The 22665-nt window shown below is 63.7% G+C and carries 24 protein-coding genes; 14 read left to right on the top strand and 10 right to left on the bottom strand.

The features are described from left to right. Nucleotides 1-8: 8 nt before the first annotated feature. The 7 genes from fliE to DH08_RS03425 form a co-directional block, all read right to left on the bottom strand. Nucleotides 9-344 carry a flagellar hook-basal body complex protein FliE gene (fliE, locus tag DH08_RS03395; RefSeq protein ID WP_192177893.1) on the bottom strand — a complete coding sequence of 112 codons (336 nt, stop codon included), beginning with the start codon at nucleotides 342-344 and terminating at the stop codon, nucleotides 9-11. Further along, nucleotides 344-760, bottom strand: a complete 417-nt coding sequence (gene flgC, locus DH08_RS03400) for a flagellar basal body rod protein FlgC (protein ID WP_006204092.1) — start codon at nucleotides 758-760, stop codon at nucleotides 344-346. The genes fliE and flgC overlap by 1 nt, the downstream gene beginning before the upstream one ends. 1 nt (nucleotide 761) lies before the next feature. Beyond that, nucleotides 762-1142, bottom strand: coding sequence for a flagellar basal body rod protein FlgB (gene flgB / locus DH08_RS03405; protein WP_192177894.1), 381 nt, complete (start codon nucleotides 1140-1142; stop codon nucleotides 762-764). Nucleotides 1143-1236: 94 nt separating this feature from the next. Beyond that, entirely contained in the window at nucleotides 1237-2037 is an 801-nt protein-coding gene (locus tag DH08_RS03410) for a hypothetical protein (RefSeq protein ID WP_192177895.1), read from the bottom strand. Further along, nucleotides 2018-3439 carry a flagellar protein export ATPase FliI gene (gene fliI / locus DH08_RS03415; RefSeq protein WP_192177896.1) on the bottom strand — a complete coding sequence of 474 codons (1422 nt, stop codon included), beginning with the start codon at nucleotides 3437-3439 and terminating at the stop codon, nucleotides 2018-2020. Before fliI ends, DH08_RS03410 begins: the two co-directional genes overlap by 20 nt. Before the next feature lie 4 nt (nucleotides 3440-3443). Further along, nucleotides 3444-4166 (bottom strand): flagellar basal-body rod protein FlgF, encoded by a 723-nt coding sequence (gene flgF, locus DH08_RS03420; protein ID WP_192177897.1) that lies wholly within the window; start codon nucleotides 4164-4166, stop codon nucleotides 3444-3446. 7 nt (nucleotides 4167-4173) lie between these two features. Next, complete coding sequence (locus DH08_RS03425) at nucleotides 4174-4950, bottom strand: DUF1217 domain-containing protein (protein WP_192177898.1); 777 nt, start codon at nucleotides 4948-4950, stop codon at nucleotides 4174-4176. A 154-nt stretch (nucleotides 4951-5104) separates the two neighbouring features. Here DH08_RS03425 and motA point away from each other — a divergent pair, with 154 nt between their 5' ends. The 6 genes from motA to DH08_RS03455 are packed head-to-tail and all read left to right on the top strand — an operon-like array spanning nucleotide 5105 to nucleotide 9953. Beyond that, nucleotides 5105-5980 (top strand): flagellar motor stator protein MotA, encoded by an 876-nt coding sequence (motA, locus tag DH08_RS03430; RefSeq protein WP_192177899.1) that lies wholly within the window; start codon nucleotides 5105-5107, stop codon nucleotides 5978-5980. Between the two features lie 31 nt (nucleotides 5981-6011). Further along, nucleotides 6012-6947 (top strand): FliM/FliN family flagellar motor switch protein, encoded by a 936-nt coding sequence (locus DH08_RS03435; RefSeq protein ID WP_192177900.1) that lies wholly within the window; start codon nucleotides 6012-6014, stop codon nucleotides 6945-6947. 34 nt (nucleotides 6948-6981) lie between these two features. Then, nucleotides 6982-7368, top strand: a complete 387-nt coding sequence (fliN, locus tag DH08_RS03440) for a flagellar motor switch protein FliN (protein WP_006204100.1) — start codon at nucleotides 6982-6984, stop codon at nucleotides 7366-7368. A gap of 30 nt (nucleotides 7369-7398) precedes the next feature. Further along, on the top strand, nucleotides 7399-8415 hold the full coding sequence (locus DH08_RS03445) for a flagellar motor switch protein FliG (RefSeq protein ID WP_192177901.1): 1017 nt from the start codon (nucleotides 7399-7401) through the stop codon (nucleotides 8413-8415). 24 nt (nucleotides 8416-8439) lie between these two features. Continuing rightward, nucleotides 8440-9522 carry a flagellar biosynthesis protein FlhB gene (gene flhB / locus DH08_RS03450; protein WP_192177902.1) on the top strand — a complete coding sequence of 361 codons (1083 nt, stop codon included), beginning with the start codon at nucleotides 8440-8442 and terminating at the stop codon, nucleotides 9520-9522. Continuing rightward, complete coding sequence (locus tag DH08_RS03455) at nucleotides 9519-9953, top strand: hypothetical protein (RefSeq protein WP_192177903.1); 435 nt, start codon at nucleotides 9519-9521, stop codon at nucleotides 9951-9953. Before flhB ends, DH08_RS03455 begins: the two co-directional genes overlap by 4 nt. Before the next feature lie 118 nt (nucleotides 9954-10071). Here DH08_RS03455 and DH08_RS03460 read toward each other — a convergent pair whose 3' ends face one another. Together DH08_RS03460 and DH08_RS03465 are read right to left on the bottom strand one after the other, a co-directional pair. Next, a complete protein-coding gene (locus DH08_RS03460) occupies nucleotides 10072-10842 on the bottom strand; it encodes a helix-turn-helix transcriptional regulator (RefSeq protein WP_192177904.1) in 771 nt (256 codons plus the stop codon). After that, nucleotides 10839-11468 (bottom strand): helix-turn-helix transcriptional regulator, encoded by a 630-nt coding sequence (locus tag DH08_RS03465; protein ID WP_244425987.1) that lies wholly within the window; start codon nucleotides 11466-11468, stop codon nucleotides 10839-10841. Before DH08_RS03465 ends, DH08_RS03460 begins: the two co-directional genes overlap by 4 nt. Nucleotides 11469-11998: 530 nt before the next feature. On the opposite strand from DH08_RS03465, the gene DH08_RS03470 reads away from it, so the two are divergent. Then, nucleotides 11999-13192 (top strand): TMEM43 family protein, encoded by a 1194-nt coding sequence (locus DH08_RS03470; protein ID WP_192177905.1) that lies wholly within the window; start codon nucleotides 11999-12001, stop codon nucleotides 13190-13192. A 39-nt stretch (nucleotides 13193-13231) separates the two neighbouring features. Here the strand turns inward: DH08_RS03470 and DH08_RS03475 are convergent, their stop codons facing one another. Then, nucleotides 13232-14263, bottom strand: coding sequence for a histone deacetylase family protein (locus tag DH08_RS03475; protein WP_192177906.1), 1032 nt, complete (start codon nucleotides 14261-14263; stop codon nucleotides 13232-13234). A 169-nt stretch (nucleotides 14264-14432) separates the two neighbouring features. Here DH08_RS03475 and DH08_RS03480 point away from each other — a divergent pair, with 169 nt between their 5' ends. From DH08_RS03480 to DH08_RS03510, 7 genes are all read left to right on the top strand, one after another. Continuing rightward, nucleotides 14433-16097, top strand: a complete 1665-nt coding sequence (locus DH08_RS03480; RefSeq protein WP_192177907.1) for an amidohydrolase — start codon at nucleotides 14433-14435, stop codon at nucleotides 16095-16097. Between the two features lie 125 nt (nucleotides 16098-16222). Next, complete coding sequence (locus tag DH08_RS03485) at nucleotides 16223-17323, top strand: polyamine ABC transporter ATP-binding protein (protein WP_192177908.1); 1101 nt, start codon at nucleotides 16223-16225, stop codon at nucleotides 17321-17323. Continuing rightward, the gene (locus DH08_RS03490) at nucleotides 17323-18252 is read left to right on the top strand and encodes an ABC transporter permease (RefSeq protein WP_428338136.1); all 930 of its coding nucleotides are present in this window, start codon (nucleotides 17323-17325) and stop codon (nucleotides 18250-18252) included. Before DH08_RS03485 ends, DH08_RS03490 begins: the two co-directional genes overlap by 1 nt. Further along, entirely contained in the window at nucleotides 18245-19057 is an 813-nt protein-coding gene (locus DH08_RS03495) for an ABC transporter permease (RefSeq protein WP_192177909.1), read from the top strand. Before DH08_RS03490 ends, DH08_RS03495 begins: the two co-directional genes overlap by 8 nt. Before the next feature lie 29 nt (nucleotides 19058-19086). Then, a complete protein-coding gene (locus DH08_RS03500) occupies nucleotides 19087-20115 on the top strand; it encodes an extracellular solute-binding protein (RefSeq protein WP_192177910.1) in 1029 nt (342 codons plus the stop codon). Nucleotides 20116-20179: 64 nt separating this feature from the next. After that, nucleotides 20180-21376: a serine hydrolase domain-containing protein gene (locus DH08_RS03505; RefSeq protein WP_192177911.1), complete on the top strand. Its 1197-nt coding sequence runs from the start codon at nucleotides 20180-20182 to the stop codon at nucleotides 21374-21376. A 30-nt stretch (nucleotides 21377-21406) separates the two neighbouring features. Further along, nucleotides 21407-22585, top strand: a complete 1179-nt coding sequence (locus DH08_RS03510) for a serine hydrolase domain-containing protein (RefSeq protein ID WP_192177912.1) — start codon at nucleotides 21407-21409, stop codon at nucleotides 22583-22585. Nucleotides 22586-22665: the final 80 nt, after the last annotated feature.

Below are 22665 nucleotides of genomic sequence, written 5' to 3' on the forward strand. Positions count from 1 at the left end.
ATGCGCTCCTAAATGCCCATGCGGCTGACTTCGAGATAGGCCGAGACGACCTTGTCGCGGATCGCGACCGCCGTCTGCAGGGCCTGCTGGGCACTCATGACGGCGTCGACGACCTGGCGCGTATCGGCGTCGCCGCTGAGCGCCTTGATCGATACCTGCTCGGCATTCTGCAAGGTGTTGACGGTCTTCGACGCAGCCTGGCTCAGCGCCTCGGCAAAGGACGTACCGACATTCTCCGTGGCCTGCGGCGACACGATGCCTTGGAACAGCCCTGTCGCCCCTTCGGCGCCTTCGGTCACCGGTTTGAGCTGAAGTGCGCCAATGTTGCCGATGCCGCTGATCATTACTGGTTCCTCATCAGGTCGATGGTCATGGAAATCAGGTCGCGCGCCTGCTTGATGACCTGAAGATTGGCCTCATAGGAGCGGTTGGCCTCGCTCATGTCGGCCATTTCGATCAGCACGTTGACGTTGGGCATCTTGACGTAGCCCTTGTCGTCGGCGGCTTCGTTGCCAGGCTGGAATTCAACGGGAAAATCCGAGGGGTCGCGGGCGATCGAGTTGACCTCGACGAGCGAGCCGCCGGATGAGCGGTCGAGCTCGGAGGCAAAGCTGATGGTCTTGCGGCGATAAGGATCGGAGCCCGGAGTCGTGCCCGTCGACTGGGCGTTGGCGAGGTTTTCCGAGACCACGCGCAGACGCTCCGACTGGGCGCCGAGGCCGGATGCGGCGACTTTGAGGGCTGCGGTCAGCGCGTCCATGTCAGCTCTTCACCGCCATCATCATCATGGAATGGAAGGCCTTGACGATCGCAGTGTTCAGCTCGAAGGAGCGGCGGACTTCACCGGCCTTCATCAGCTCGTCTTCCAGCGCCACCGTATTCTTCGACGGCATGATCGACCCGGTGGTTTCCTCCGGCTTGACGGTGAAGCCGGCATTGGTCGCCTCGGTGCCGAGGTGGCCGGCTTGGGTGGCCTGCAGCGACACCGCCGTGCGGTCGAGGACCTTTTCGAAAGGCTCGACATCGCCTGCGGTGTAGCCCGGCGTGTTGGCGTTGGCGATGTTGGAGGCAATGGCGGACTGGCGCACGGCCAGCCACTGCGACTGCTTGGTGGCAAGATCGAAAAGGTTGACGGGCTCCATGGGAATCTCCGGGCGGGTACGCACAAGACTAGGCTGCCAGTCTTGCGCGGACCTTGCGCTGAGCCTGCGTCAGCAGGGCGTGGCCCTGACGCGGCTATTTGGAGAGCTCGATCACCTGGTCGGTGCTGGTGACCATGACCCATTTGCCGCCGCGCTGCTCGATCGACGAGACGCGGCTGGAATCCGGCAGCACCGAACCGCGCTGGACGATCCACAGGCCGGCGTCGTCCTCGATCATGGCGCGGCCGTTGGCGACGTGCACCATGCGGAATTTGCCGGCATCGGCCGGGAAGGGCTGCTGCTCGAGACCAGGCGCCTGGTCGGGATCCTCGGTCTGGTCGGGCAAGGTGCCGGTGGCGAACAGGTCGACATCGGGGGGGACATCCTTGGCCGTCAACGGCGCACCGCGATTTTCCAGCTGCGAGCCGCCGCTGACACGACCGGCATTGGTGCCGCTGCCGCCGAAGTTGAGCGCCTGCACGCCGAACTGTTCCTGGTTGAAGAAGATGTACCAGGGAAACAGTGCGCAGATCAGGCCGAGCGTGATGCCAAGGGCCGCGACGACAAAGTCGCTGCGCCGGTCGGGCTTCTTTCCCAATCGGGGAAATTCCACCTTTGGCGGTTGCGGCCATTCGGTGCTCGGAAACAGCCCGTCGATGACCGAGTCGCGGCTGGCCTCTGTCATCTCGACAGCCTCGGCCTGGGGACCCCTAGGGAGGGGGGGCTTGCCAGCCCTGGCCAGTGCAGCCTCGGCTTTGGCAACCCAGGCCCTGGCAGAAAGTGCCTTGGCAATTCTCGCTTCGTCAGCCCTGGCCTGTTCCTTGGCGTTGGCCTCGGCGATCATCTCGCGCAAGATGCGCTCGGTGTATTGACGCTCACTCTCCTGCATCGCCATTCTGCTTTCCCTTCAGGTGGCGGGCGAGATCGGCGAACGGATCGACCGACGCGCGGTCCCTTGGCGACTGCGTCAGCGCCTCGTAGATCAGCGGCACCTGGCGCACGGCGATGTCGAGCTCGGCATCGGCGCCGCCCTGATAGGCGCCGAGCAGACGGATGTCGCGCGTGTCCTCGAAGCGCGAGATCATCGACTTCAGCCGGGTCACCAGCATGCGCTGCTCGGGGCTCCATGCCTTGTCGGCCAATCGCGAGATCGACGATAGTGGATTGACCGGCGGATAACGTCCCTGTTCGGCGATCGCGCGGTCGAGCACGACATGGCCGTCGAGGATGCCGCGCACCGAATCGGCGACCGGATCATTGTGGTCGTCGCCGTCGACCAGCACCGAGATGATGGCGGTGATCGACCCCTTGCCTTGGACCCCCGGGCCCTCGATGCCGGGTCCGGCCCGCTCGAGCAGCTTGGGCAGATCGGTGAACACCGAGGCCGGGTAGCCACGCGCGACTGGCGGCTCGCCGGTCCCCGTCGCCACCTCGCGCAGCGCATGGGCGAAGCGGGTGATCGAATCGAGCACCAGAAGCACGCGATGGCCCTGGTCGCGAAAATGCTCGGCGACGCGCATGGCGGTGTCGGGTGCGCGCCGGCGCATCATCGCGCTCTCGTCGCTGGTGGCGACGACGGCCACGGTCTTGGCCATGCTTTCGGCGCCGATCGTGTCCTCGAGGAATTCGCGCACCTCGCGCCCGCGTTCGCCGATGAGCGCCACGACGACCGTATCGAAGGCATCGGCGCCAGCGAGCATCGCCAGCAGCGTCGACTTGCCGACGCCCGATCCGGCAAAGACGCCGAGACGCTGGCCGAAGCAGAGCGGGGTGAAGATGTCGATGACCCGAACGCCGGTCATGAAAGCGGTGCCGACGCGCTGCCGCGCCATGGCGCCCGGTGTCGTCGTGCCTTCCCCCACGGCGACGCCCGATCTCACCAGCGGCGGACCGCCGTCGATGACGCGGGTGAGCGCGTCGATGGCACGTCCGCGCCACGAGGCGTGCGGCGTCACCGTCAGCGGGCCGCGCCGGAACACGGCGTCGCCGATGCCGGCATCGGCGCTGCGTTCGAAAGGCGCCACGACGACCTCGTCGCGACCGATCTTGACGATTTCGCCACGGCGCGTGCCGGCATGGCCGCGCTGCTCGACGATGTCGCCCAGCCTGGCGATGCCAGACAGGCCGCGCACCTTGTAATGGGTCGGCGAGATTTCGGCGACGCGGCCGCCGCGCCGCAGTGACGCATCTGGGTCATCGAACCGGCGCCAGATATGCTCCAGCGCCGCCAGCCGGTCTTGCGGCGCGGCGTCGGGCTGCTTTTCCAGGGGGCGTATCGAGGGCAGGCCGGTCGACATGCCGCTACTTGGAGCCGAGCGTCTTGATCGCGTCGTCGGTGGTCGTATTGGCCTGGCGTATCAGCGCCGCGGTGTTCTCGAAAGCGCGCTGGACCATGATCAACCGGGTCATTTCCAGCACCGGATTGACATTGGATTCCTCCAGGAACCCTTGCGCGACACCAACATCGGAGCGGTCGGTGACCGGCTCGGGCGTACGCGCTGGAACGATGCCCGAATTGCCGTAGCGGACAAAGTTCTGTCCGGGGTCGAAATCGTAGAGACCGATGGCGCCGACGAGCTGATCGCTCTGGCGCAGCGAGCCGTCGGCACCGGCCTTGGGTGGGCCGTTGCGGGGGTCGAGCTGGATCGGCGCGCCGCCGCTGTCGAGCACTGGATGGCCTTCGATCGACATCAGTTCGCCGGCATCGTTCATCGAGAAGCGGCCGTCGCGTGTCATCACCGTGCCGACGGGCGTCTCGATGGCGAACCAGGCGTCACCCTGGATGGCAAAGTCGAAGGGATTGCCGGTCTCGGTCATCGAGCCATGCGCATTGGAAAGATAGGTGTTGCCGGAAGAGGCGAAAGAGACGGACCTTGGCCCGGTGCCGGAGACGACGTCCTCGAACTTCACGCCGGTAGCGCGAAAGCCGATGGTCGAGGCGTTGGCGACATTGTCGGCGATGGTGTCGAGCCGGCGCTCGAGCGCGATCTGCGACGACAGGGCTACGTAGAGGCTGTCCTGCATGGTGTTCTCAGAACCTCAGTTTCTGCATGGCCATCATTAGATCGGTAGATATGCCGACTGTGGTCGGCTGGGCGAAAAGCACGCTGACCGATGTCTGCGCCGTCGAGGTCGGGTTGTTGATCTCCCACATGCTGGTGAAGCGGGTGAGGAACTTGCTCAGCTTTTCGGGGTCGGTGAAATCGGCGATGTCGAGCTTCTGCTCGAACGCCTGCGCCTGCTTGTCGATGTCGGCGGAGGCGAAGGAATCCGGCAGGCCGAGCGCGGTGCGGACCACGCTGGAGAGTGCCGTGTCGGCAAGTACGTCGTACCAGCTGGTGATGCTCGACGCCTTGCGGTCGAAGTACAACGCCAGCCGCACGCCTTCATTGGTCTCGCCGGCGTTTTCCTCCAGCGTCTGGCGCATGTATTTGTCGACCGTGTCCTGCTGGGCGGCGGGGAACAGCGTGGCGGTCTCGCCATAGGCGGCGAAATTGAACGCCTTGACGAAGGCGGCGTAGCGCTTGTCGGTCAGTTTGTTGGCGAAGCTGTCCTCGTCCGAGACGCCTTCCTTCAGTGCCTTGACCATGAAAGCCTTGGCGTAGGCCATGTCGCCGAGGCCGTATGCCTTCATGGCATAGGTGAACAGGCGTGTGTCCTTGACGAAATCGTCGATGGTTTTGACGTTGCCGATATTGGCAAGATAATAGTCGGTGTCGCGCTTCACGACAGGCTGCGCCTCGACCTGGTCGAGTGACTTGGTGATGTCCTTGGTGATGAGCTGATAGCTCGTATAAGTGTCCAACACGCTGCGCCTCCGGCCGAAGCTATGTCAGGACAATATCCTCCCTTCCTTGCGCGAAGCTGAATCCGTGTCGGGACATGTTTCGCGACGATTCAAGCCTCACACAAGGCACGGGGATTATCCGTTGATCCTGAAGCGACATGCGGAAGGATCTTGCGTGGGCATTCTGATTGGACTGGTGGTGACGCTCGGCTGCGTTCTCGGCGGCTTCATGGCCATGGGCGGCCATCTTCACGTGCTGATGCAGCCATGGGAAGCGGTGATCATCTGCGGTGCGGCGCTTGGCACGTTCCTCGTGGCCAACCCGATGAAGACCGTCAAGGATACCGGCAAAGGCATTCTCGAAGCCTTCAAGCAGGCGGTGCCGAAGGAGCGGGACTATCTTGAAACGCTCGGCGTACTGCACAGCCTGATGCGCGAGCTACGGTCCAAGTCGCGCAGCGAGGTCGAGGCGCATATCGACAATCCGGAGGAATCGGCGATCTTCCAGGCATTCCCGACGGTGCTGCACAACCATGACCTGACGCATTTCATCTGCGACTACTGCCGCATCATCATCATCGGCAATGCGCGCTCGCATGAGATCGAGGCGCTGATGGACGAGGAGATACACACCATCAAGGCCGACAAGATGAAGGCCTATCATGCCCTGGTGGCGGTGGGTGACGGCCTGCCTGCGCTTGGCATCGTGGCCGCCGTGCTCGGCGTGGTCAAGGCAATGGGCGCGCTCGACCAGTCGCCGGAAATCCTCGGCGGCCTGATCGGCGCAGCACTTGTCGGAACCTTCCTCGGCATCTTCCTGTCCTATGCTCTGGTCGGGCCGGTCGCCACCAAGATCAAGACCGTGCGCGAGAAGCGGAACCGGCTCTATATCATCGTCAAGCAGACCTTGCTGGCCTATATGAACGGCGCCCTGCCGCAGGTCGCGATCGAGTTCGGGCGCAAGACCATCTCGTCTTACGAGCGGCCGACGATCGACGCCGTCGAGCAGAGCACGATGAACACCGGCACGGCCGAGAAGAAAGCGGCCTGAGCATGCGCAGCGACAGAGGCCGTTCGTCGTCATGACCAGCCCAGGCAGTCCGTCCGAGACCCGTTCCTTGATCATCGAGCGTCTGGTCGGCGACAGCGGCGAAGCCGCCCATGTCATTGGCGCCGGGCGCGGGATGGCCGAGCGCGCCGTACCGCTGCTGCAGAAGAGCCTCGCCGGTGAACTAGGCGCACCAGTCACCGTCGACCTGCGCGCGGTAGAGGTAAGCCGCGTACCCGACGCGCGCGCGTATGCCGGCGACACATTCGCCATGACCATCATTGCCTCGCCGACGTCCTCCGACGCCATGACGCTGGTGATCGATGCGCCTGCCATCGCGGTGATGGTCTGTGCGCTGTTCGGGGGTGATCCGGACCTGGCGGTTTCGCCGATCGAGCGTGAGCTGTCGCAGATCGAGACCGACGTGGCGACGATGGTGTTCCAGGAAGTGGCGCAGGCCTTGAACGGATCGGGCAGGCGCTCGCTCGACCTGCGGCTGCCGGTACAGCGCGCGATGTCCGGTGCGGAAGCCAAGCGGCGCGTGCTGCGCGACGGAGCGGCGGTTCGCATGGTCTTCGGCATCTCGACGCCGACCGATAGCGGCACGGTCACGGTGATGATCCCGCAACGCATCCTGCTGGCGACCCGTGGCGGCGCGGCCGGTGTCAATGACGACCAGACGACGGGGTCGGACTGGCGGGCGCGGTTCTCGGAAGAGGTGATGCGCTCGACGGTGACGCTGAAGGCGACCATGCCGCTCGCGCGGCTGACGCTTGGCGACCTCGCCAGCCTCGAGGTGGGGCAGATCATCGAATTCGAGGAGACCGCGCAATCGCAGGCGCGGCTCAGCGCACGCGACAAGACGCTGTTCGTTTGCGAGTTCGGCAAGCTCGGCCAGAATTACACCGTTCGCGTCCGCCATCCCTACGATGCTGGGCAGGACTTCATCGATGGGCTGATGCCGGGCTGACGCCGGCAGGCTCGAGTTTTTTGGGAGACGATCAATGGCCAAGACCAAGGTGGAAGCCGAACTCGACCAGCCGGACGAGCAACTCGACCGTGCCATCGAGGAATTGCGCGGCGTTCTCCAGGAAGAGGAGAAGCGTCCGGACGTTGCCTTCCGCGCGGCATCGGGCGCCAATTCGAACATCATCATGAGCATCCCGGTCGATGTGCAGATCATCCTCGGCAGCACCGAAATGCCGGTGTCCGACCTGATGGCGTTGCAGAAGGGCTCGACGGTGGCGCTCAACCGGCGCATCGGCGAACCCGTCGACGTGGTGGTCAACGGCCGCAAGATCGCGCGCGGCGAGATCACCGTGCTCGAAAGCGACCCGTCGCGCTTCGGCATCAGGCTGACCGAAATCATCGCGGCTACGAAGAGTGCATAGGATAACCGGCGTGTCGCAGGGACAGACAGCATGACGACGCTTACCGCGCTGACGCGTCCGCAGAAGGCCGCCGCCATACTGGTAGCGATGGGCAAGCCCTCGGCCAGCCGGCTGCTGAAATTCTTCAAGCAGGAGGAACTGAAGGCGCTGATCGAGGGGGCGCGGCTGCTGCGCACGATTCCGCAGAGCGACCTCGAACGCATCGTCGCCGAATTCGAGGCCGAGTTCACCGAAGGCGCGGGGCTGCTCGATTCCGCCGACAGGATGGACACGATCCTCAATGAGTCGCTGTCGCCGGAAGAAATGAGCGCCATTATGGGCGACAAGAAGTTCGAGGTGGCGCCGGAACGGCCGCAGCCGATCTGGCCCGATCTGGAGAAGCTCGAGCCGGCACGGCTCGGCACCTTCCTCGCCAGCGAGCACGCACAGACCGCGGCCATGGTGCTGTCGAAGCTTGCCCCGCAAGCTGCGGCGAACGTGCTGTTGACCATGGCAAAACCGATGCGCGGCGAGATCATCAAGCGCATGGTGACGATGGCGACCATTCCGGATGCGGCCGCGAAGATCGTCGAAAGCCAGTTGCGCTCGAGTTTGCTGTCGCAAGCCGCGACCAAGGACATTTCTGCCGGGCAGGCGCGGGTCGCCAGCGTGCTCAACGAAATGGACAAGCCGCAGCTCGAAGAGGTCATGCAGGACCTGGAAGAGGCGGGCACGCCCGACCTCGACGGCGTCAGGTCGCGGCTGTTCGCCTTCGACGACCTGCCGTTGCTGACCCAGAAGGCGCGGGTGCTTCTGTTCGACGGGCTGTCGACAGAACTGGTTACGCTGGCGCTGCGCGGCGCACCGCCGGCGCTGACCGAATCGGTGCTGTCGGCGATCGGCGCACGTTCGCGGCGCATGATCGAATCCGAACTCGGGCAGGGCTCGGAAGGTATCGCCCTTGCAGACATCATGACGGCCCGCAAGACGATTGCGGTGGCGACTATCCGTCTGTCGCGCGAGGGGGCTTTCGAACTGCCCTCCTCGACGCAGAACGCCGCAGCCTGATGGCGACGCGCCGGCTAGTCCAATATGGCTGAGGCGGTCGACAAGGACTCGAAAACCGAGGAAGCCACAGAAAAGAAGATCCGTGACACGATCGAACAGGGCAAGCTGCCCAATTCGCGCGAGACCGCCATCTTCACGTCCTTCGTCGCCATACTGGTGTTCACTGTCTTCTACGCCAAGGACGCCATTGTCGATCTCGGCATGTTCCTGTCGATGTTCCTGGAGAAGCCGGAGGCCTGGCCGATGGACACCGAGACCGACGTCATCGCGCTCTACAAGACCGTCATGTTCGAGATCGGCCGCGCCGTGGTCAGCCTGCTGGTGTTGCTGGTGGTGGCCGGCGTCGGCGCTTCGGTGTTCCAGAACATGCCGCAATTCGTCGGCGAGCGGGTCAGGCCGCAACTGTCGCGCATTTCGATCACCAAGGGTTGGAGCCGCCTGTTCGGCGCCCAGGGCTTTGTCGAGTTCCTGAAATCGCTGGGCAAGCTCGGCTTGGCCGTCGTCGTGCTTTTCTTCACGCTGTCGGAGGACCACCGCAAGCTGCTCGCCGGGATGATCACCAACCCGGTCGCCTTCGGTCTCGTCATCAGGGGCATCGTCATCGACATCCTGGTGGCGATCGTCTTCGTCATGGGACTGATTGCGACGGTCGACCTGGTCTGGTCACGTTTCCATTGGCGGCGCGACCTGCGCATGAGCAAGCAGGAGGTCAAGGACGAAATGAAGCAGGCGGAAGGCGATCCGATCGTCAAGTCGCGGCTCAGATCGTTGGCGCGCGATCGCGCCCGCAAGCGGATGATGACGGCGGTGCCGCGCGCCACGCTGATCATTGCCAACCCGACCCACTTCTCGATCGCGCTGAAATACGTCCGCGACGAGGATGCGGCGCCGCTGGTGCTGGCCAAGGGCCAGGATCTGGTGGCGTTCAAGATCCGTGAGATCGCCAGAGAGAACAACATCCCGATCTTCGAGGACGTGGCGCTTGCCCGCTCCATGTACAAGCAAGTTTCGGTTGATAGCGTGATCCCGTCGCAATTCTATCAGGCCGTCGCCGAGTTGGTGCGGATCGTCTACTCGAAAAAGGCTGAGCGCAGACTGACCTCATGAACCGGCAACCTTACGCAAAATCCCGCGAGATCATCGTCGCCAACGCCATCGAGCAGGTGATTGCCGAGCTCAGGCTGATCGATGTCGCCGACTACATCGCCTTCATCCGGCTGGAGCATTTCGCCTGCCTGTCGGACCTGGTGGATTCGGCGGCCGAACTGTTCTTCATGGCCGGCACGCTCAGGCTCGGCCACGGCGGCGAGGCCCATGTCGACTGGAGCGGCAGTCCGCGCATCGTGCTGGATCTGGAGCTCAGGCCGCCCGGCGTCACTGTCTATTTCCAGCTGACGTTGAACGAAGACAAATCGTCGGTGGCCGTCAACTACGTGTCATTCGAAAAGCCGGGCGAAAACCCCGAGCACAACACCGCCTTGCTGGAGGCCGTGATCGAGCAGGCGCGCATCCGCAGGACCGAGCCGCTCGCCTTCTGAAAATCAGACGCTTGTTGGTGGGAGCACGTCGGAGTCGCTGCGTGCACTGCGCGCTTGTCGATGTTGCCGCGCCGCCGCCGCGCCACCTTCGGTCATTTCCGAGAGCGAATTTCCAGGCCTACTCGATCAACCCCAGCCGCAGCGCCTTGGCCACCGCCTGGTTGCGGTTGACTGCGTTGAGCTTCTGCGTCGACTGGGTCAAGTACTGGTTGGCGGTGTGCACCGACAGCTTCAGCAGCTTGGCGATCTCCTCGCTGGTGTTGCCGTTGGCGGTCAGCTTCAGGCATTCGAGCTCGCGCTTGGAGATCGACCGCATCCTGCCGGCGTCGCTCGGGCGCATGCGGGCGACCGCGGCAAACAGCGTGAAACTGCGTGCATGGATTTCGTAGAGCGCGTCTTGCGGCAAGGCGATCTCCGAGCCCAGGAACACGACCAGCCCGCACTGGCCGCGATCGGCATGAACGGGGAAGGCAATGCCATTGGTGCCTGGCGCCAAGGGTGCGGTTCGTTCCGACCAGGCGAGGTCCTTGAAGGTCTCCTGCGAGCTGGCGATGCCGTTGTCGGCCCACCAGCGCGGCGCCGTCGAAATGCGGGTGTGGCGCACCATCTCCTCGCCATTGGCGCCAGAGATGAATTTTGTCGCCACCGCCGTGCTGGGATAGTCGGAATCGAAGCAGGGGACGAGGCGTGCCCGCTCCGCCGAAGGGCTGACGAAGAACAGGCCGAAGGCCGAGGCGTTGATGTCGACGGCGATCCAGCGGCAGCGGCGCACGGCATCCGGAATGGTGACGGCGTGATGCGTTTCGGAACCGAGCGAGAAGGCACCGAACGGATTGCGCTGCTCGTTGAAAAGGGCTTCGGCCGCCTCCTTGACGTGTGCGTGTTTCAAATGATGCCGCTCCTGATCGCCGTCGCGATGGCCATCGCGCGGTTGCTGGCCGCGAATTTCTGAATGGCGTGGGTGATGTAGCTGTTGACGGTGTTCGACGAGACGCCAAGGATAAGCGCGACCTCGTCCGTCGTCTTGCCCTCGGACACCCAGAACAGGCATTCGCGCTCGCGGTCGGACAGTGGATCCTGCATGGCGGCGGCGGCGATCAGCTGCGGGATGGTGGAGAGCGCGTAGCAGCACTTCAACTGAGCCTTCATCAGCGCCGGCTGGTCGATCTTGCCCGGTTCGGCAGCTGAAAACAGTGCGAACAGACGCTGGCGACCGACGTTCAGCCTGAGCGAGTAGATCTCGGCATGGCCGAGCACGTCGAGAAGCCGAGCCTCCTCGCCGGTGAGCAGTCCACCGGTGTCGGGGGCATGGGCTGCCACCAGCGCCTGCGGGCGGATGCCGGGCGCCGCGGTCAGCGGACCCTGGGCGAGGCCGCCGATCAGCCGTTTGCCGATGAGCTCGATGGCGTCGAAAATCCAGTTGGAGGACACGATGCGCGCGTCGTTGCGGTCTTGGTCGTGGACGATGGCGACGAGCATGTAGCTGTCGGCGCCGATCTCTGCGGCAAGCTGCATGAAAAAGCTGGTGAGGTCGCCGCGAGACGCAAGGCGCGATGGTTCGGATTGGAGAAGCGCGGCGGGACTGCCCATTTTTATGCTTTGGCCGGAATCGATCCATGTGCCCGGTGCTGGCTTTGCCAGCGGCCGAACCCGAATACGCATCACTTTGACGAAGACACACTCTGGGCGCGGTCAGCGCCCAACCATGCCGAATCCATTCAGGGAACGCGAAGCCGTCCGCGTCTGGTGCCGGACGATGCCGGTACTTGAGACTTTGGGTTGGTCGCCGCGCCCCCCAAGGACCGGCTGATTCGGGTCTAATCTACCCGCAGATGAATCCGACATCAAACGCGATTTGACAAAATCGAATCCGATGGACTCGGGTCGCGACTCAGCGGCCGTTTCATGCAGCCTTCGGCCGGATTTTTCGACGGAAAAGCAGGGGCCGGTGCGGGCCGGCGGTATCGGCGGGCGCCTGATTCCGGTAGGATTTGCGGGAGCGGCAAAGGATGGGCGTCCATGCCGGCGACTTTGCGGGGGCAACAATGAGCGATTCATTTCGGGAAGTGACATCCGTTTCGTGGTTCGGGCGGATCAAGCGCGCTCTGGGCGGGGTGGTCTTCGGGCTGCTGTTGATCGTGCTGATGGTCATCGGTCTGTTCTGGAACGAGGGCCGCGCGGTGCAGACGGCGCGCTCGCTGGCCGAGGGGTCGGGCGCCGTCGTCTCGGTCAGCGCCGACAGCGTCGATGCCGGCAATGACGGCAAGCTCGTGCATGTCACCGGACCAGTAACGGCGGACAGCGGCCTTGCCGATCCGGCTTTCGGCATTGCGGCGCAAGGGCTGCGCCTGTCACGCAGCGTCGAGATGTATCAGTGGAAGGAAGAGCAGAAGTCGGAGACGACGAAGAAGCTTGGCGGCGGCGAGGAGACGGTGACGACCTACAGCTATTCCAGGGTGTGGGACGACAGCCAGATCGATTCCTCGAATTTCAAGAAGCCGGACGGCCATCAGAATCCTCCGATGGCGATCCACAGCAGGACCTTCCAGATTCCGGACGGCAAGCTCGGCGCCTTCATGCTCGACACGCCGGTGCTCGATCGCATCGAAGGCGACAAGGAATTTTCGCTGTCGTCCAGCCAGGCGGCCGCGATCAAGGCCGCCTATACCGGGACAAAGCCCGTCGGCGTCGTCGATGGCGGGATCTACCTCGGCGCCGATGCGACATCGCCGGCGCTGGGCGACTATCGCATCGGTTACGACCTGGCGCCGCTCGGTGTAATCAGCATCGTCGCGCGCCAGACCGGCAGCCAGTTCGAACCCTATCAGACGGTGGCGGGCGACCAGTTGCTCATGGTCGATACCGGCGACGTGCCGGCCGGAAAAATGTTCGCCGACGCGGTCTCGGAAAACACATTGATTACCTGGCTGTTGCGTGCCGCCGGTCTGCTGCTGCTGACGATCGGCTTCGCCCTGCTGCTTGGCCCGATCGGCGTCATCCTCGACGTCATTCCGTTCCTCGGCAGCATCGCACGGATGGGCACCGGCATCATCGCCTTCTTCCTGGCGATCCTGGTCGGCACGACGACGATTGCCATCGCCTGGTTCTGGTACCGGCCGCTTCTGGCGGCAGGCATACTGGCGGCAGGCCTCATCGCCGCGGCGGCGGTCTACTATCTCGGCCGGTCGCGCAGACCGGCCGCTCCGGCAGCCGCGCCAGGCGTTGGCGCCCCGACCTGATCGCGAGAGCCGGGCGGGGTTGCCGCCCGGTCTTGGCTGTTAGCGATCCTCGAAGCCGGTCAGCACGCCGACGGCGTTGATGCCGATCTCCTCCACGGCATAGCCGCCTTCCATGACGAACAGCGTCGGCAGGCCGAGCCGCGCGATGCGGCGGCCGATCTTGGGGTAGTCGGCGCTTTTCAGCTTGAACTGGCTGATCGGATCCTTCTCGAAGGTGTCGACGCCGAGCGAGACGACGACGACATCGGGCGCATAGGCGGCGAGTTTGGCGCAGGCGTCCTCCAGCGAGGCGATCCAGGCGTCCCAGCCGGTGCCGAAGGGCATCGGGTAGTTGAGGTTGAAGCCTTCACCATCGCCCGCGCCGTGCTCGTCGGTATGGCCAAGGAAGAACGGATATTCGGTCATCGGGTCGCCATGCAGGTTGATGACCTGGACGTCGCCGCGGTCGTAGAAGATCTCCTGGGTGCCGTTGCCGTGGTGGTAGTCGACATCGAGGATGGAGACGCGGCTTGCGCCCTGGTCCAGGAACCATTGCGCGGCGACGGCGGCGTTGTTGATGAAGCAATAGCCGCCCATGAAGGCAGCACCCGCGTGATGGCCGGGCGGACGGCAGAGCGCGAACGCCGATCGTTCGCCAGCCTTGATCAGGCCGGCCGCCGTCAGGGCGACGTCGTAGGAGGACTTGATCGCGGCCCAGGTGCCTTCGACGAAGGTGGCGCCGGCGTCGAACGAATAGTAGCCCAGCAAGGCATCGATGCGCTGCGGCGGCACGTCGCCGCGCAGGCCGCGTGTCGGCCAGGTGAAGGCCATGGCCGAGCCCTTGAAGCCGGCGGCCGTCCATTGCGGCCACACCGTCGGCAGGAAGTCGATGTAGTCTGCCCTGTGGATGCGCTTGGCGGCGGCAAGGTCATGCTCGGCAGGAGCGATGATCGGCCCGAGCTTCTCGCTTTCGACCCGCGCCCTGATGAATTCCGCCCGCGACGGCTTCTCGAAACCCGGCACGATCGCCGCCGTCACCAGTTCCATCTGGCCGGCATGACCGGCATGGAGAGGGGAAAAAACTGTCTTCATTTTGGGAGTTGGCTCGCTCTTCGGGTTGCGTGTCTGCGGGTCTCTCGCTGCTTTGTGACAGAGAGTTTCGGTGTCGCCAAGGGCCATAGCGAATTGTTGCTTGGGGGCAGCACGGGATGGCTTGCCAGACGCCAATTCTCTGCTAGCCTAGCTCAAACGGGAGAAAATTATGCCGCCATCGGCCGATCTGATTGTCGAGAATGCCAGCATTTTGACGATGGATCCCGATACCCCCCGCGCCGAGGCGATCGCCATCAAGGGCGGTGACATCATTGCGATCGCAGATCGCGCCAGGGTGCTGGACTACAAAGGCCCGGGCACCCGCGTCATCGACGCCGGCGGCGGCTCCGTCCTGCCCGGCTTCATCGAAGCGCATATGCATCTTTTCGGCGGCGCGGCCGAACTCGACAATCTGCATCTTGCAGGCGTGCATGGCTTCGATGCCTTGCGCGACGCGATCCGCCCCTATGCGTCGGCGCGGCCCAACGCCAGACTGCTGCTCGGCGCCGGGGTCGATTACTCCATCCTGTCGAGCGATGAGCCGGTCACACGTCATCATCTCGACCGCATCATTCCGGACCGGCCCTTCGCCATGTCGGCTTCCGATCACCACACGATGTGGGCGAACACCAAGGCGCTGGAGCAGGCGGGCATCCTGCATGGCAGGCAGTTGGGGCCGGGCAACGAGATCGTGATGGGAGCGGACGGGCTTGCCGCCGGCGAGCTGCGCGAGGGCGAGGCATTCGGCCCGATCCTGGAGCACTTCGGGCAGAACCGCACGCGGCTCGGTCTTACGGGCGGCGAGCCGGAGCCCTATCCATCCGCTGAAGAACTCGCTTCCGACCGCGACCTGATGCACCGCGGGCTTCAGTGGTGCGCCCAGCACGGCATTACGTCGATCCAGAACATGGACGGCAATCTCTACCAGCTCGAGCTGCTTGCCGGCCTGGAAGAAGAAGGGCGGCTGCTCTGCCGGACGAAGATCCCGTTCCACTTCAAGAATTTCATGACGCTGGACATTCTGGAAAAAGCCTCGCGTATGGCCGCGGCCTACAAATCCGAATGGCTGTCGTCGGGTATGGTCAAGGTCTTCTATGACGGCGTGCTCGATTCATGGACCGCCGTGATGGTCGACGACTATGCCGACCGGCCGGGCTGGCGCGGCGAGCCGCTGTTCACGCCAGAGCACTTCGCGCAAGTGGCGGTGGAAGCTGACAGGCGCGGCCTGCAGATCGCCGTGCATTCGATCGGCGACGGCGCGGTGCGGGCCGTGCTCGACGGCTACCAGGCGGCGCAGAAGGCGAACTGCAAGCGCGACAGCCGGCACCGGGTCGAGCATATCGAGGTCACCACCCCCTCGGACGTGCCGCGGTTTGCCGAACTCGGCGTCATCGCTTCGATGCAGCCGCCGCATCCGCCCGGCGCCATGAACTTCCCGCTGGAGCCGACGCTTTCGCGCATCGGCCGCGAGAAGTGGCCGCTGAGCTATGCCTGGCGCACCCTGAAAAATGCCGGTGCGCGTGTCGTGTTCGCGTCCGACTGGCCGGTCTCGCCGGTAGATCCGATCCTGGGCATCCAGGCGGCGGTGATGCGCAAACCTTGGGCAGAGGGGCTGCCGGACCAGAGCTTCTCGCTGCATGAATCGATTGCCGGCTACACGGTGGAAGGGGCCTATGCCGAGTTCATGGAACATCGCAAGGGCCGCCTGAAGCCGGGCTACATGGCCGATCTCGTGGTGCTGTCGGCCGATATCGAGGCAACTGCACCGGAAGCGCTGCATACGGTGCGACCGGTGACGACCATCTGTGGAGGCAAGATCACCTATCAAGCCTGACAGGCATGGGAATTGCCTTTTAGATCAAGGTCCAGCTCTACAGTTGCCAAGCCGATTGGCTTGTGATGACAATTAAACCGGAACAAAACCTGCCGCCAAGAGCAGGCTTTCTCAATGGGGTAATCGTGCCGGAACAACCGGGTAAGAATGCAATCGAGGTGCGTGGCGTCCGCAAGGTGTTCGGCACCGGAGAGGCGCAAGTCGCCGCGCTGGACACCGTCTCCGTTGCCATCCGCGAAAATGAGTTCTTCACGCTGCTTGGGCCGTCCGGCTGCGGAAAGACGACGCTTCTGAGGCTGATCGCCGGCTTCGACTTTCCGAGCGAAGGCGAGATCCTGCTCTACGGCGAGGACATCGCACCGCTGCCGCCGTTCAAGCGGCCGGTCAACACCGTGTTCCAGTCCTATGCGCTGTTCCCGCATATGACGGTGGCGCAGAATATCGGTTTCGGCCTGGAGATGCTGGGCAAGCCGAAAGCCGAGATCCAGGCCCGCGTCGCCCAGATGCTGAAGCTGGTCAAGATGGAGGCCCTCGCCGGTCGCCGCACCAGCCAGATCTCCGGCGGCCAGCAGCAGCGCGTGGCACTCGCGCGGGCACTCGCGCCGCAGCCGAAAGTGCTGCTGCTCGACGAGCCTTTGTCGGCCCTCGACTACAAGCTGCGCAAGGAAATGCAGATCGAGCTGAAGCGGCTGCAGCACGAGACCGGCATCACCTTCATCTTCGTCACCCACGACCAGGAGGAAGCGCTGACCATGTCCGACCGCATCGCGGTGATGTCGTCGGGCAAGATCCTGCAGGTCGGCGCGCCGCGCGACATCTATGACCGTCCGGCCGAGCGTTTCGTCGCCGACTTCATCGGCGAGACCAACTTCCTCAAGGGCACCGTGGTGTCGAAGAAATCCGGCGTCGCGACGGTAAAGCTTGCCTCCGACGCAACGGTTGCGGCCGGGTTCCCCGAAGGTTTCGATCCTTCCGGCGCCGTGACGGTCGTGGTGCGGCCCGAGCATGCGGATCTGATCGTCGATGCAGCCAAGGGTACGGTCGCGGGAATTTTGGCCAATGTCGTCTATTTCGGCACCGACACCCACTACCACGTCAAGCTCGACGGCGGTGACAACTTCATCGTGCGCCACCAGAACAGCCGGTCCGGCGCGGTGGCATTCGCGCCAGGCGCCAAGGTGGGCATCGTGTTCGAGGACGACGGCGCCCGGATCTTGAGGGACTGATGTCGATCACCCTTTCAAAAGCTGCGATGTTCGAAGCCCAGGCGGAAAAGGCCACCAGCTGGCGCAACCGTCTGCTTGCGCTGCCGGCTTTGGTCATCATCGGCATTTTCGGCGTGCTGCCGCTGCTGATAATCTTCGTCTATTCGTTTCTCCAGGCTGCACCCTACGGTGGCGTGCAATGGAAGTTCTCGACCGACGCCTATCTGAACTTCCTGTTCCAGCGCGATATTTTCGACGACACCCTGCAGTTCACGCCGGACTTCCTGATCATCTACCTGCGCTCGTTTCTGTATGCCGTGGTGACGACGGTGATCTGCCTGCTGCTTGGTTTTCCGACCGCCTATTTCATGGCGACGCGGCCGCCGGCGCAGCGCAACTGGTGGGTGCTTTTGATCACCATTCCGTTCTGGTCGAACCTTCTTGTGCGTACGCTGGCGATCATGTTCATCATCCGCGACGAGGGCCTCATCAACAATGCGCTGATGGGACTTGGTTTGATCGAGAAGCCGATCACCATGCTCTACACCAACTTCGCCATCCAGCTCGGCCTGCTCTACTCGTTCCTGCCGTTCATGATCCTGCCGCTCTATTCCAGCCTGGAAAAGCTGGATTTCAGGCTGGTCGAGGCCGCGAACGACCTCTACGCGACGCGGCGGCAGGTTCTCTGGCGGGTAATCATTCCGCTGTCGCTGCCCGGCATCATCGCCGGCTGCCTGCTGGTCTTCATTCCGGCCCTCGGCGCCTATGTGACGCCGCTGATCCTTGGCGGCGGCATCCATTTGATGATCGGCGATCTCATCGCCCAGCAGTTCGGCTCCGGACGCAACTGGCCGCTTGGCTGCGCCCAGGCGCTGATCCTGATGGCCGCGGTGCTGGTCGCGCTCTATTTCTACGTCCGCAACACGTCGGGGAAGATCCAGCATGGCTGACCCCCGCACCATCGACATCAAGGACCAGCCGGGCTTCCGCTCGATCGCCATCCTTTGCCTGTGCGTGCTTTACGTGCCGATCCTGATCCTGATGATCTTTTCGTTCAACACGGGTTCGCTCGTCACCCATTGGGAGGGTGTCGGGTTCGGCTGGTACGGCAGTGCGCTGCTCAACGAGGAATTCCACCGCGCCGCCCAGAACACGCTGATCATCTCGACGAGCGCGACCATCATTTCGACGATCGTCGCAACACTGGCGGCGATCGGCATGACAAGGGTGAAACCGTGGCGCGGGCTTCCGGCCGCCTTCATGGTGATAAACCTGCCGCTGATGGTCCCCGAGATCATCACGGCGGTAGCGACCTTGTCCTTCTTCGCCCTGATCGCCGGGGCCTTCGGGTTGAATTTCGGCATTGGCAATCTGATCCTCGCCCACACCGTCTTTTGCATTCCTTTCGCCTATATGCCGATCAGGGCGCGTCTCGAGGACATGGACCTGACTCTCGAGGCCGCCGCGGCCGATCTCTACGCCACGCCGTGGCATGCGTTCCGCCGCATAACGCTGCCCTTGCTCGTCCCCGGTATCATGTCGGGTGCCGCGCTCGCCTTCATCGTGTCCTTCGACGATTTCACCATCACGCAGCTCGTCGCCGGTCCCGGCCAGACGACGCTGCCGCTCTACATCTGGAACCAGATCAGGCGGCCGATGACGCCGGAGATCAATGCCATCTCCACCATCCTGCTGCTGGTCTCGATCCTCTTCGTCTCGGTATCGTTCCTGATCGCGCGCCGGCGCGCCAAATGAATAATAATGGGAAGGCAAAGGAGAACAAAATGTCTAGGAAACTGATGGCGGCCGTTTCGACGGCAGTGCTGTTGTGGGCAGTGCCCGCGCTCGCCGACGGCGAGCTGCACATCTACAATTGGGGTGACTACACCAATCCCAAGCTGATCGAAAAGTTCGAGAAACAGTACAACGTCAAGGTCACGCTGGACGACTACGATTCCAACGAAACCATGTTGTCGAAGGTACGCGCCGGCAATTCCGGCTACGACATCGTGGTGCCGTCGGACTACACCGTGAAGATCATGATCGACGAGGGCCTGCTCGAAAAGACCGAGCCCAATGCGATGCCGAACGGCAAGAACATCGACCCGCGCTTCCTCGACATCTACTGGGACAGCGGTCGTCACTACACCGCGCCGTGGCAGTTCGGCACGACGACGTTCGAAGTCAACACCGACAAGTTCAAGGGCGACATCGACACGCTGGCGATCCTGTTCGACCCGCCGGACGAGTTGAAGGGCCAGATCAACATGCTCGACGACGTCAACACCGTCATGCATGCGGCCGAGCGCTATGCCGGCGTGCCACGCTGCGGCGCAGACAAGGCCGACCTCAAGAAGGTCAACGACGTCCTGATGGCGGCCAAGCCGTCGTGGAAGACCTTCAGCTATGACACGATCACCAAGATCACCTCCGGCGACGTCATCGTCACGCAAGCGTGGAATGGCGCCACCTATCGCGCGCGCCAAAAGGTCCCGGCGATCAAATATGCCTATCCGAAGGAAGGCATCGAAGGCTGGATGGACAATGTGGCGGTGCTGAAGGGCGCCAAGAACCTCGAGAATGCCAAGCTGTTCCAGGATTTCATCATGGCTCCGGAGAATGCGGCGCTGATCTCGGAATTCGCCGGCTACGATAACGGCATTGTCGGCAGCCACAAATTCCTTCCCGCCGATTTCGCGGCCTCGCCGGAACTCAACCCGCCGGCTGGTGCGCCTGCGGCGGAATTCGTCCCGCCATGCCCGCCCGAGGTGGTCGAGATTTACAACAAGATCTGGACCAACCTGCGCAAATAGGTTCGGTCTAGAAGCCAATGGAAGGGGGGCTTTTGGCCTCCCTTCTTCGCTTCCGGGAGGCTCGATGACATCCTACCGCAACTCCGATCCGCGGCCGCCGATCATGCAGGGCTCGCCGCCGCAGATGGTGCCGCCGAAGCTCGATTGGGATAGGGGCCCTTGGAACCGCTGGGCGTTCCAGCACATCCGCGAATTCCTGCCGACCGCCGAGGTCTGGCGCGGTCACGGCCATCGCCGCCGGCTCGAACTGGCCGAGGTCGATCTCGACGCGCTGCCGGTGGAGGACAGCACCGGCTTGGCAACGACACTCGCCGGGCTGCTCGACGAGACCTATACGGACGGTTTCCTCGTGCTCAAGGACGGCAAGGTCGCCTATGAGCGCTATTTCAACGGCATGGACGAGCGGACGCTGCACCTGTCGCAGTCGATGGCGAAGTCGGTTACGGCTTCGGTGTTCGGCATACTGGTCGGGCGCGGGCTGATCGACCCGGCGGCGCCGGCAACCAGCTACCTTCCGGAACTGAGCGGGACCGGCTGGGCGGGCGCCAGCGTGCAGCATGTGCTCGACATGACCACAGGCGTGCGCTTTTCCGAGGAATACACCGATCCCTATTCCGACATCGGCCAGGTCGATGTCGCGGGCGGCTGGAAACCGGTTCCGCCGGACAGCGATCCGGCGTTCCAATGGCCGTCGCATATGTTCGAGCTGATTCTGGGACTGAAGGAGAAGACCCGGCCGCACGGCGAGGCCTTCGAGTACCGCTCGATCGAAACCGACGTGCTCGCCTTCATCATGGAACGGGTGACCTGCAAGCGGCTGCCGCAACTGGTTTCCGAAGAGCTTTGGCAAAAGCTCGGCGCGGACGAGAGCGCCTGCTTCACCGTCGACAGCGCCGGCTACGCGGTGGCCGACGGTGGCTTCAACGCGACGCTGCGCGACTATGGCCGCTTCGGTCAGCTGATCCTCGACCATGGCGGCGGCGTCGTGCCGGCCGACTGGATCGAGGCGACGCGCAATGGCAAGCATGCGCCGGATTTCAATCCCAGCCTGCCGGAAGGCAGCTATCGCAACCAGTTCTGGATCGAGGACCCGCGCTCGCGCGCGCTGATGTGCCGAGGGGTGTTCGGGCAGATGATCCATATCGACTGGGACACGAGGACGGTGGTGGTGAAGCTGTCGACCTATCCGGATTTCACCAACATCGCCTATTCGGTGGCGACGCTGAAGGCCGTGCACGCCATCGCCGCGGCGCTCGCCTAATCTCCAGGAAAAAGAGCCGGAAGGAATGCCATGACCGGCAAGACCGCGTTCGAGACCAGATATGGCTTTGCCCGCCGTGCGGTGCTGCTTTCCAACTGGCGCGAAAACCCGTTCAACCGCTGGTCGTTCCAGAATGTCGGCGAGCTGGTGCCAAGCGCGCCTGTCGCGGCGTCAAGCGGCACAGAGCCGCCTCGGCAAGAACTCGGAAGTCTGCTTGGCGAAAAAGTCAGCCTGGCGAATGGCCCGGAAACGGTGGCCGCCTTCCTCGCGCGTTCCGACACCGACGCGCTGACGATCATGAAGGCCGGTACGATCGTCGGCGACTGGTTCGCGCCGCATATGGATTTCGGCGGACGCCACATCATCTTCTCGATCAGCAAGTCGTTCACCGCCATTCTCGCCGGCATATTGGAAGGCGAGGGGGTGTTCGACCCGGAAGCACCTGTCATCAGCTACATTGCGGAAGCCAAGGGATCGGCCTATGGCGATGCGAGCGTCCGGCATGTGCTCGACATGAGTGTCAGCCTCGACTTCGAAGAGGCCTATCTCGATCCGGAAAGCGCCTTTGCCCGCTATCGCCGCGCCACGCTTTGGAACCCGGGCGGCGGCACGGAAAGCCTGCGCGAATTCATCCTGACGCTGCAGCGGCTGGCCGAACCACATGGCCAGACCTTCCGCTATCGCTCGCCCAATTCCGACCTGCTCGGCATGCTGGTCGAGCGCGCCTCCGGCCAGCGACTGACCGATCTGCTGCGCGAGAAGTTGTGGCTGCCGCTCGGTGCGGCGAGCGAAGCCTCGATTACGGTCGACATGGAAGGCACGGCGCGCACGGCCGGCGGTATTTCGGTGACGCCGCGCGATCTGGCGCGTGTCGGCGAGATGATGCGGCAGGGCGGCACGGCCAATGGCCGCCGCATCGTGCCGGAGGCCTGGGTGCGCGACACGGTCGAAACAGGCGGCAGTTCCGAAGCCTGGCAGCGCGGCACGATGGCCTTCCTGTTTCCGCAGGGACGTTACCGCAACAAATGGTACCAGACAGGGGCGCAAAGCGGCGCCTTCTGCTGCATCGGCATCCATGGCCAGTGGCTCTACGTCAATCCCAAGACGGAAGTGGTGATCGCAAAGATGTCGTCGCAGCCGGTGCCGGTCGACGACCAACTCGATGTCGCGGCCGTCGCCTTTTTCGAGGCGCTGAGCCGGATGGTCTGAGGCGTTCCGCGCCCCGCTCGCAGCACGCTTTCCTGTGGACCCGCCGGCTGGCTGAAAACAGCGCGGTTGGCGGGGCGGAC

This window comes from Mesorhizobium amorphae (assembly GCF_014843845.1).
In the GTDB taxonomy this organism is placed as follows: domain Bacteria; phylum Pseudomonadota; class Alphaproteobacteria; order Rhizobiales; family Rhizobiaceae; genus Mesorhizobium; species Mesorhizobium amorphae_A.

Coding starts and splice junctions, on each gene's coding strand:
- fliE (WP_192177893.1), bottom strand. CDS start 344: ATGATCAGCGGCATCGGCAACATTGGCGCACTTCAGCTCAAACCGGTG.
- flgC (WP_006204092.1), bottom strand. CDS start 760: ATGGACGCGCTGACCGCAGCCCTCAAAGTCGCCGCATCCGGCCTCGGC.
- flgB (WP_192177894.1), bottom strand. CDS start 1,142: ATGGAGCCCGTCAACCTTTTCGATCTTGCCACCAAGCAGTCGCAGTGG.
- DH08_RS03410 (WP_192177895.1), bottom strand. CDS start 2,037: ATGGCGATGCAGGAGAGTGAGCGTCAATACACCGAGCGCATCTTGCGC.
- fliI (WP_192177896.1), bottom strand. CDS start 3,439: ATGTCGACCGGCCTGCCCTCGATACGCCCCCTGGAAAAGCAGCCCGAC.
- flgF (WP_192177897.1), bottom strand. CDS start 4,166: ATGCAGGACAGCCTCTACGTAGCCCTGTCGTCGCAGATCGCGCTCGAG.
- DH08_RS03435 (WP_192177900.1), top strand. CDS start 6,012: ATGACCAGCCCAGGCAGTCCGTCCGAGACCCGTTCCTTGATCATCGAG.
- fliN (WP_006204100.1), top strand. CDS start 6,982: ATGGCCAAGACCAAGGTGGAAGCCGAACTCGACCAGCCGGACGAGCAA.
- DH08_RS03445 (WP_192177901.1), top strand. CDS start 7,399: ATGACGACGCTTACCGCGCTGACGCGTCCGCAGAAGGCCGCCGCCATA.
- flhB (WP_192177902.1), top strand. CDS start 8,440: ATGGCTGAGGCGGTCGACAAGGACTCGAAAACCGAGGAAGCCACAGAA.
- DH08_RS03455 (WP_192177903.1), top strand. CDS start 9,519: ATGAACCGGCAACCTTACGCAAAATCCCGCGAGATCATCGTCGCCAAC.
- DH08_RS03465 (WP_244425987.1), bottom strand. CDS start 11,468: ATGCAGCTTGCCGCAGAGATCGGCGCCGACAGCTACATGCTCGTCGCC.
- DH08_RS03470 (WP_192177905.1), top strand. CDS start 11,999: ATGAGCGATTCATTTCGGGAAGTGACATCCGTTTCGTGGTTCGGGCGG.
- DH08_RS03475 (WP_192177906.1), bottom strand. CDS start 14,263: ATGAAGACAGTTTTTTCCCCTCTCCATGCCGGTCATGCCGGCCAGATG.
- DH08_RS03480 (WP_192177907.1), top strand. CDS start 14,433: ATGCCGCCATCGGCCGATCTGATTGTCGAGAATGCCAGCATTTTGACG.
- DH08_RS03490 (WP_428338136.1), top strand. CDS start 17,323: ATGTCGATCACCCTTTCAAAAGCTGCGATGTTCGAAGCCCAGGCGGAA.
- DH08_RS03495 (WP_192177909.1), top strand. CDS start 18,245: ATGGCTGACCCCCGCACCATCGACATCAAGGACCAGCCGGGCTTCCGC.
- DH08_RS03500 (WP_192177910.1), top strand. CDS start 19,087: ATGTCTAGGAAACTGATGGCGGCCGTTTCGACGGCAGTGCTGTTGTGG.
- DH08_RS03505 (WP_192177911.1), top strand. CDS start 20,180: ATGACATCCTACCGCAACTCCGATCCGCGGCCGCCGATCATGCAGGGC.
- DH08_RS03510 (WP_192177912.1), top strand. CDS start 21,407: ATGACCGGCAAGACCGCGTTCGAGACCAGATATGGCTTTGCCCGCCGT.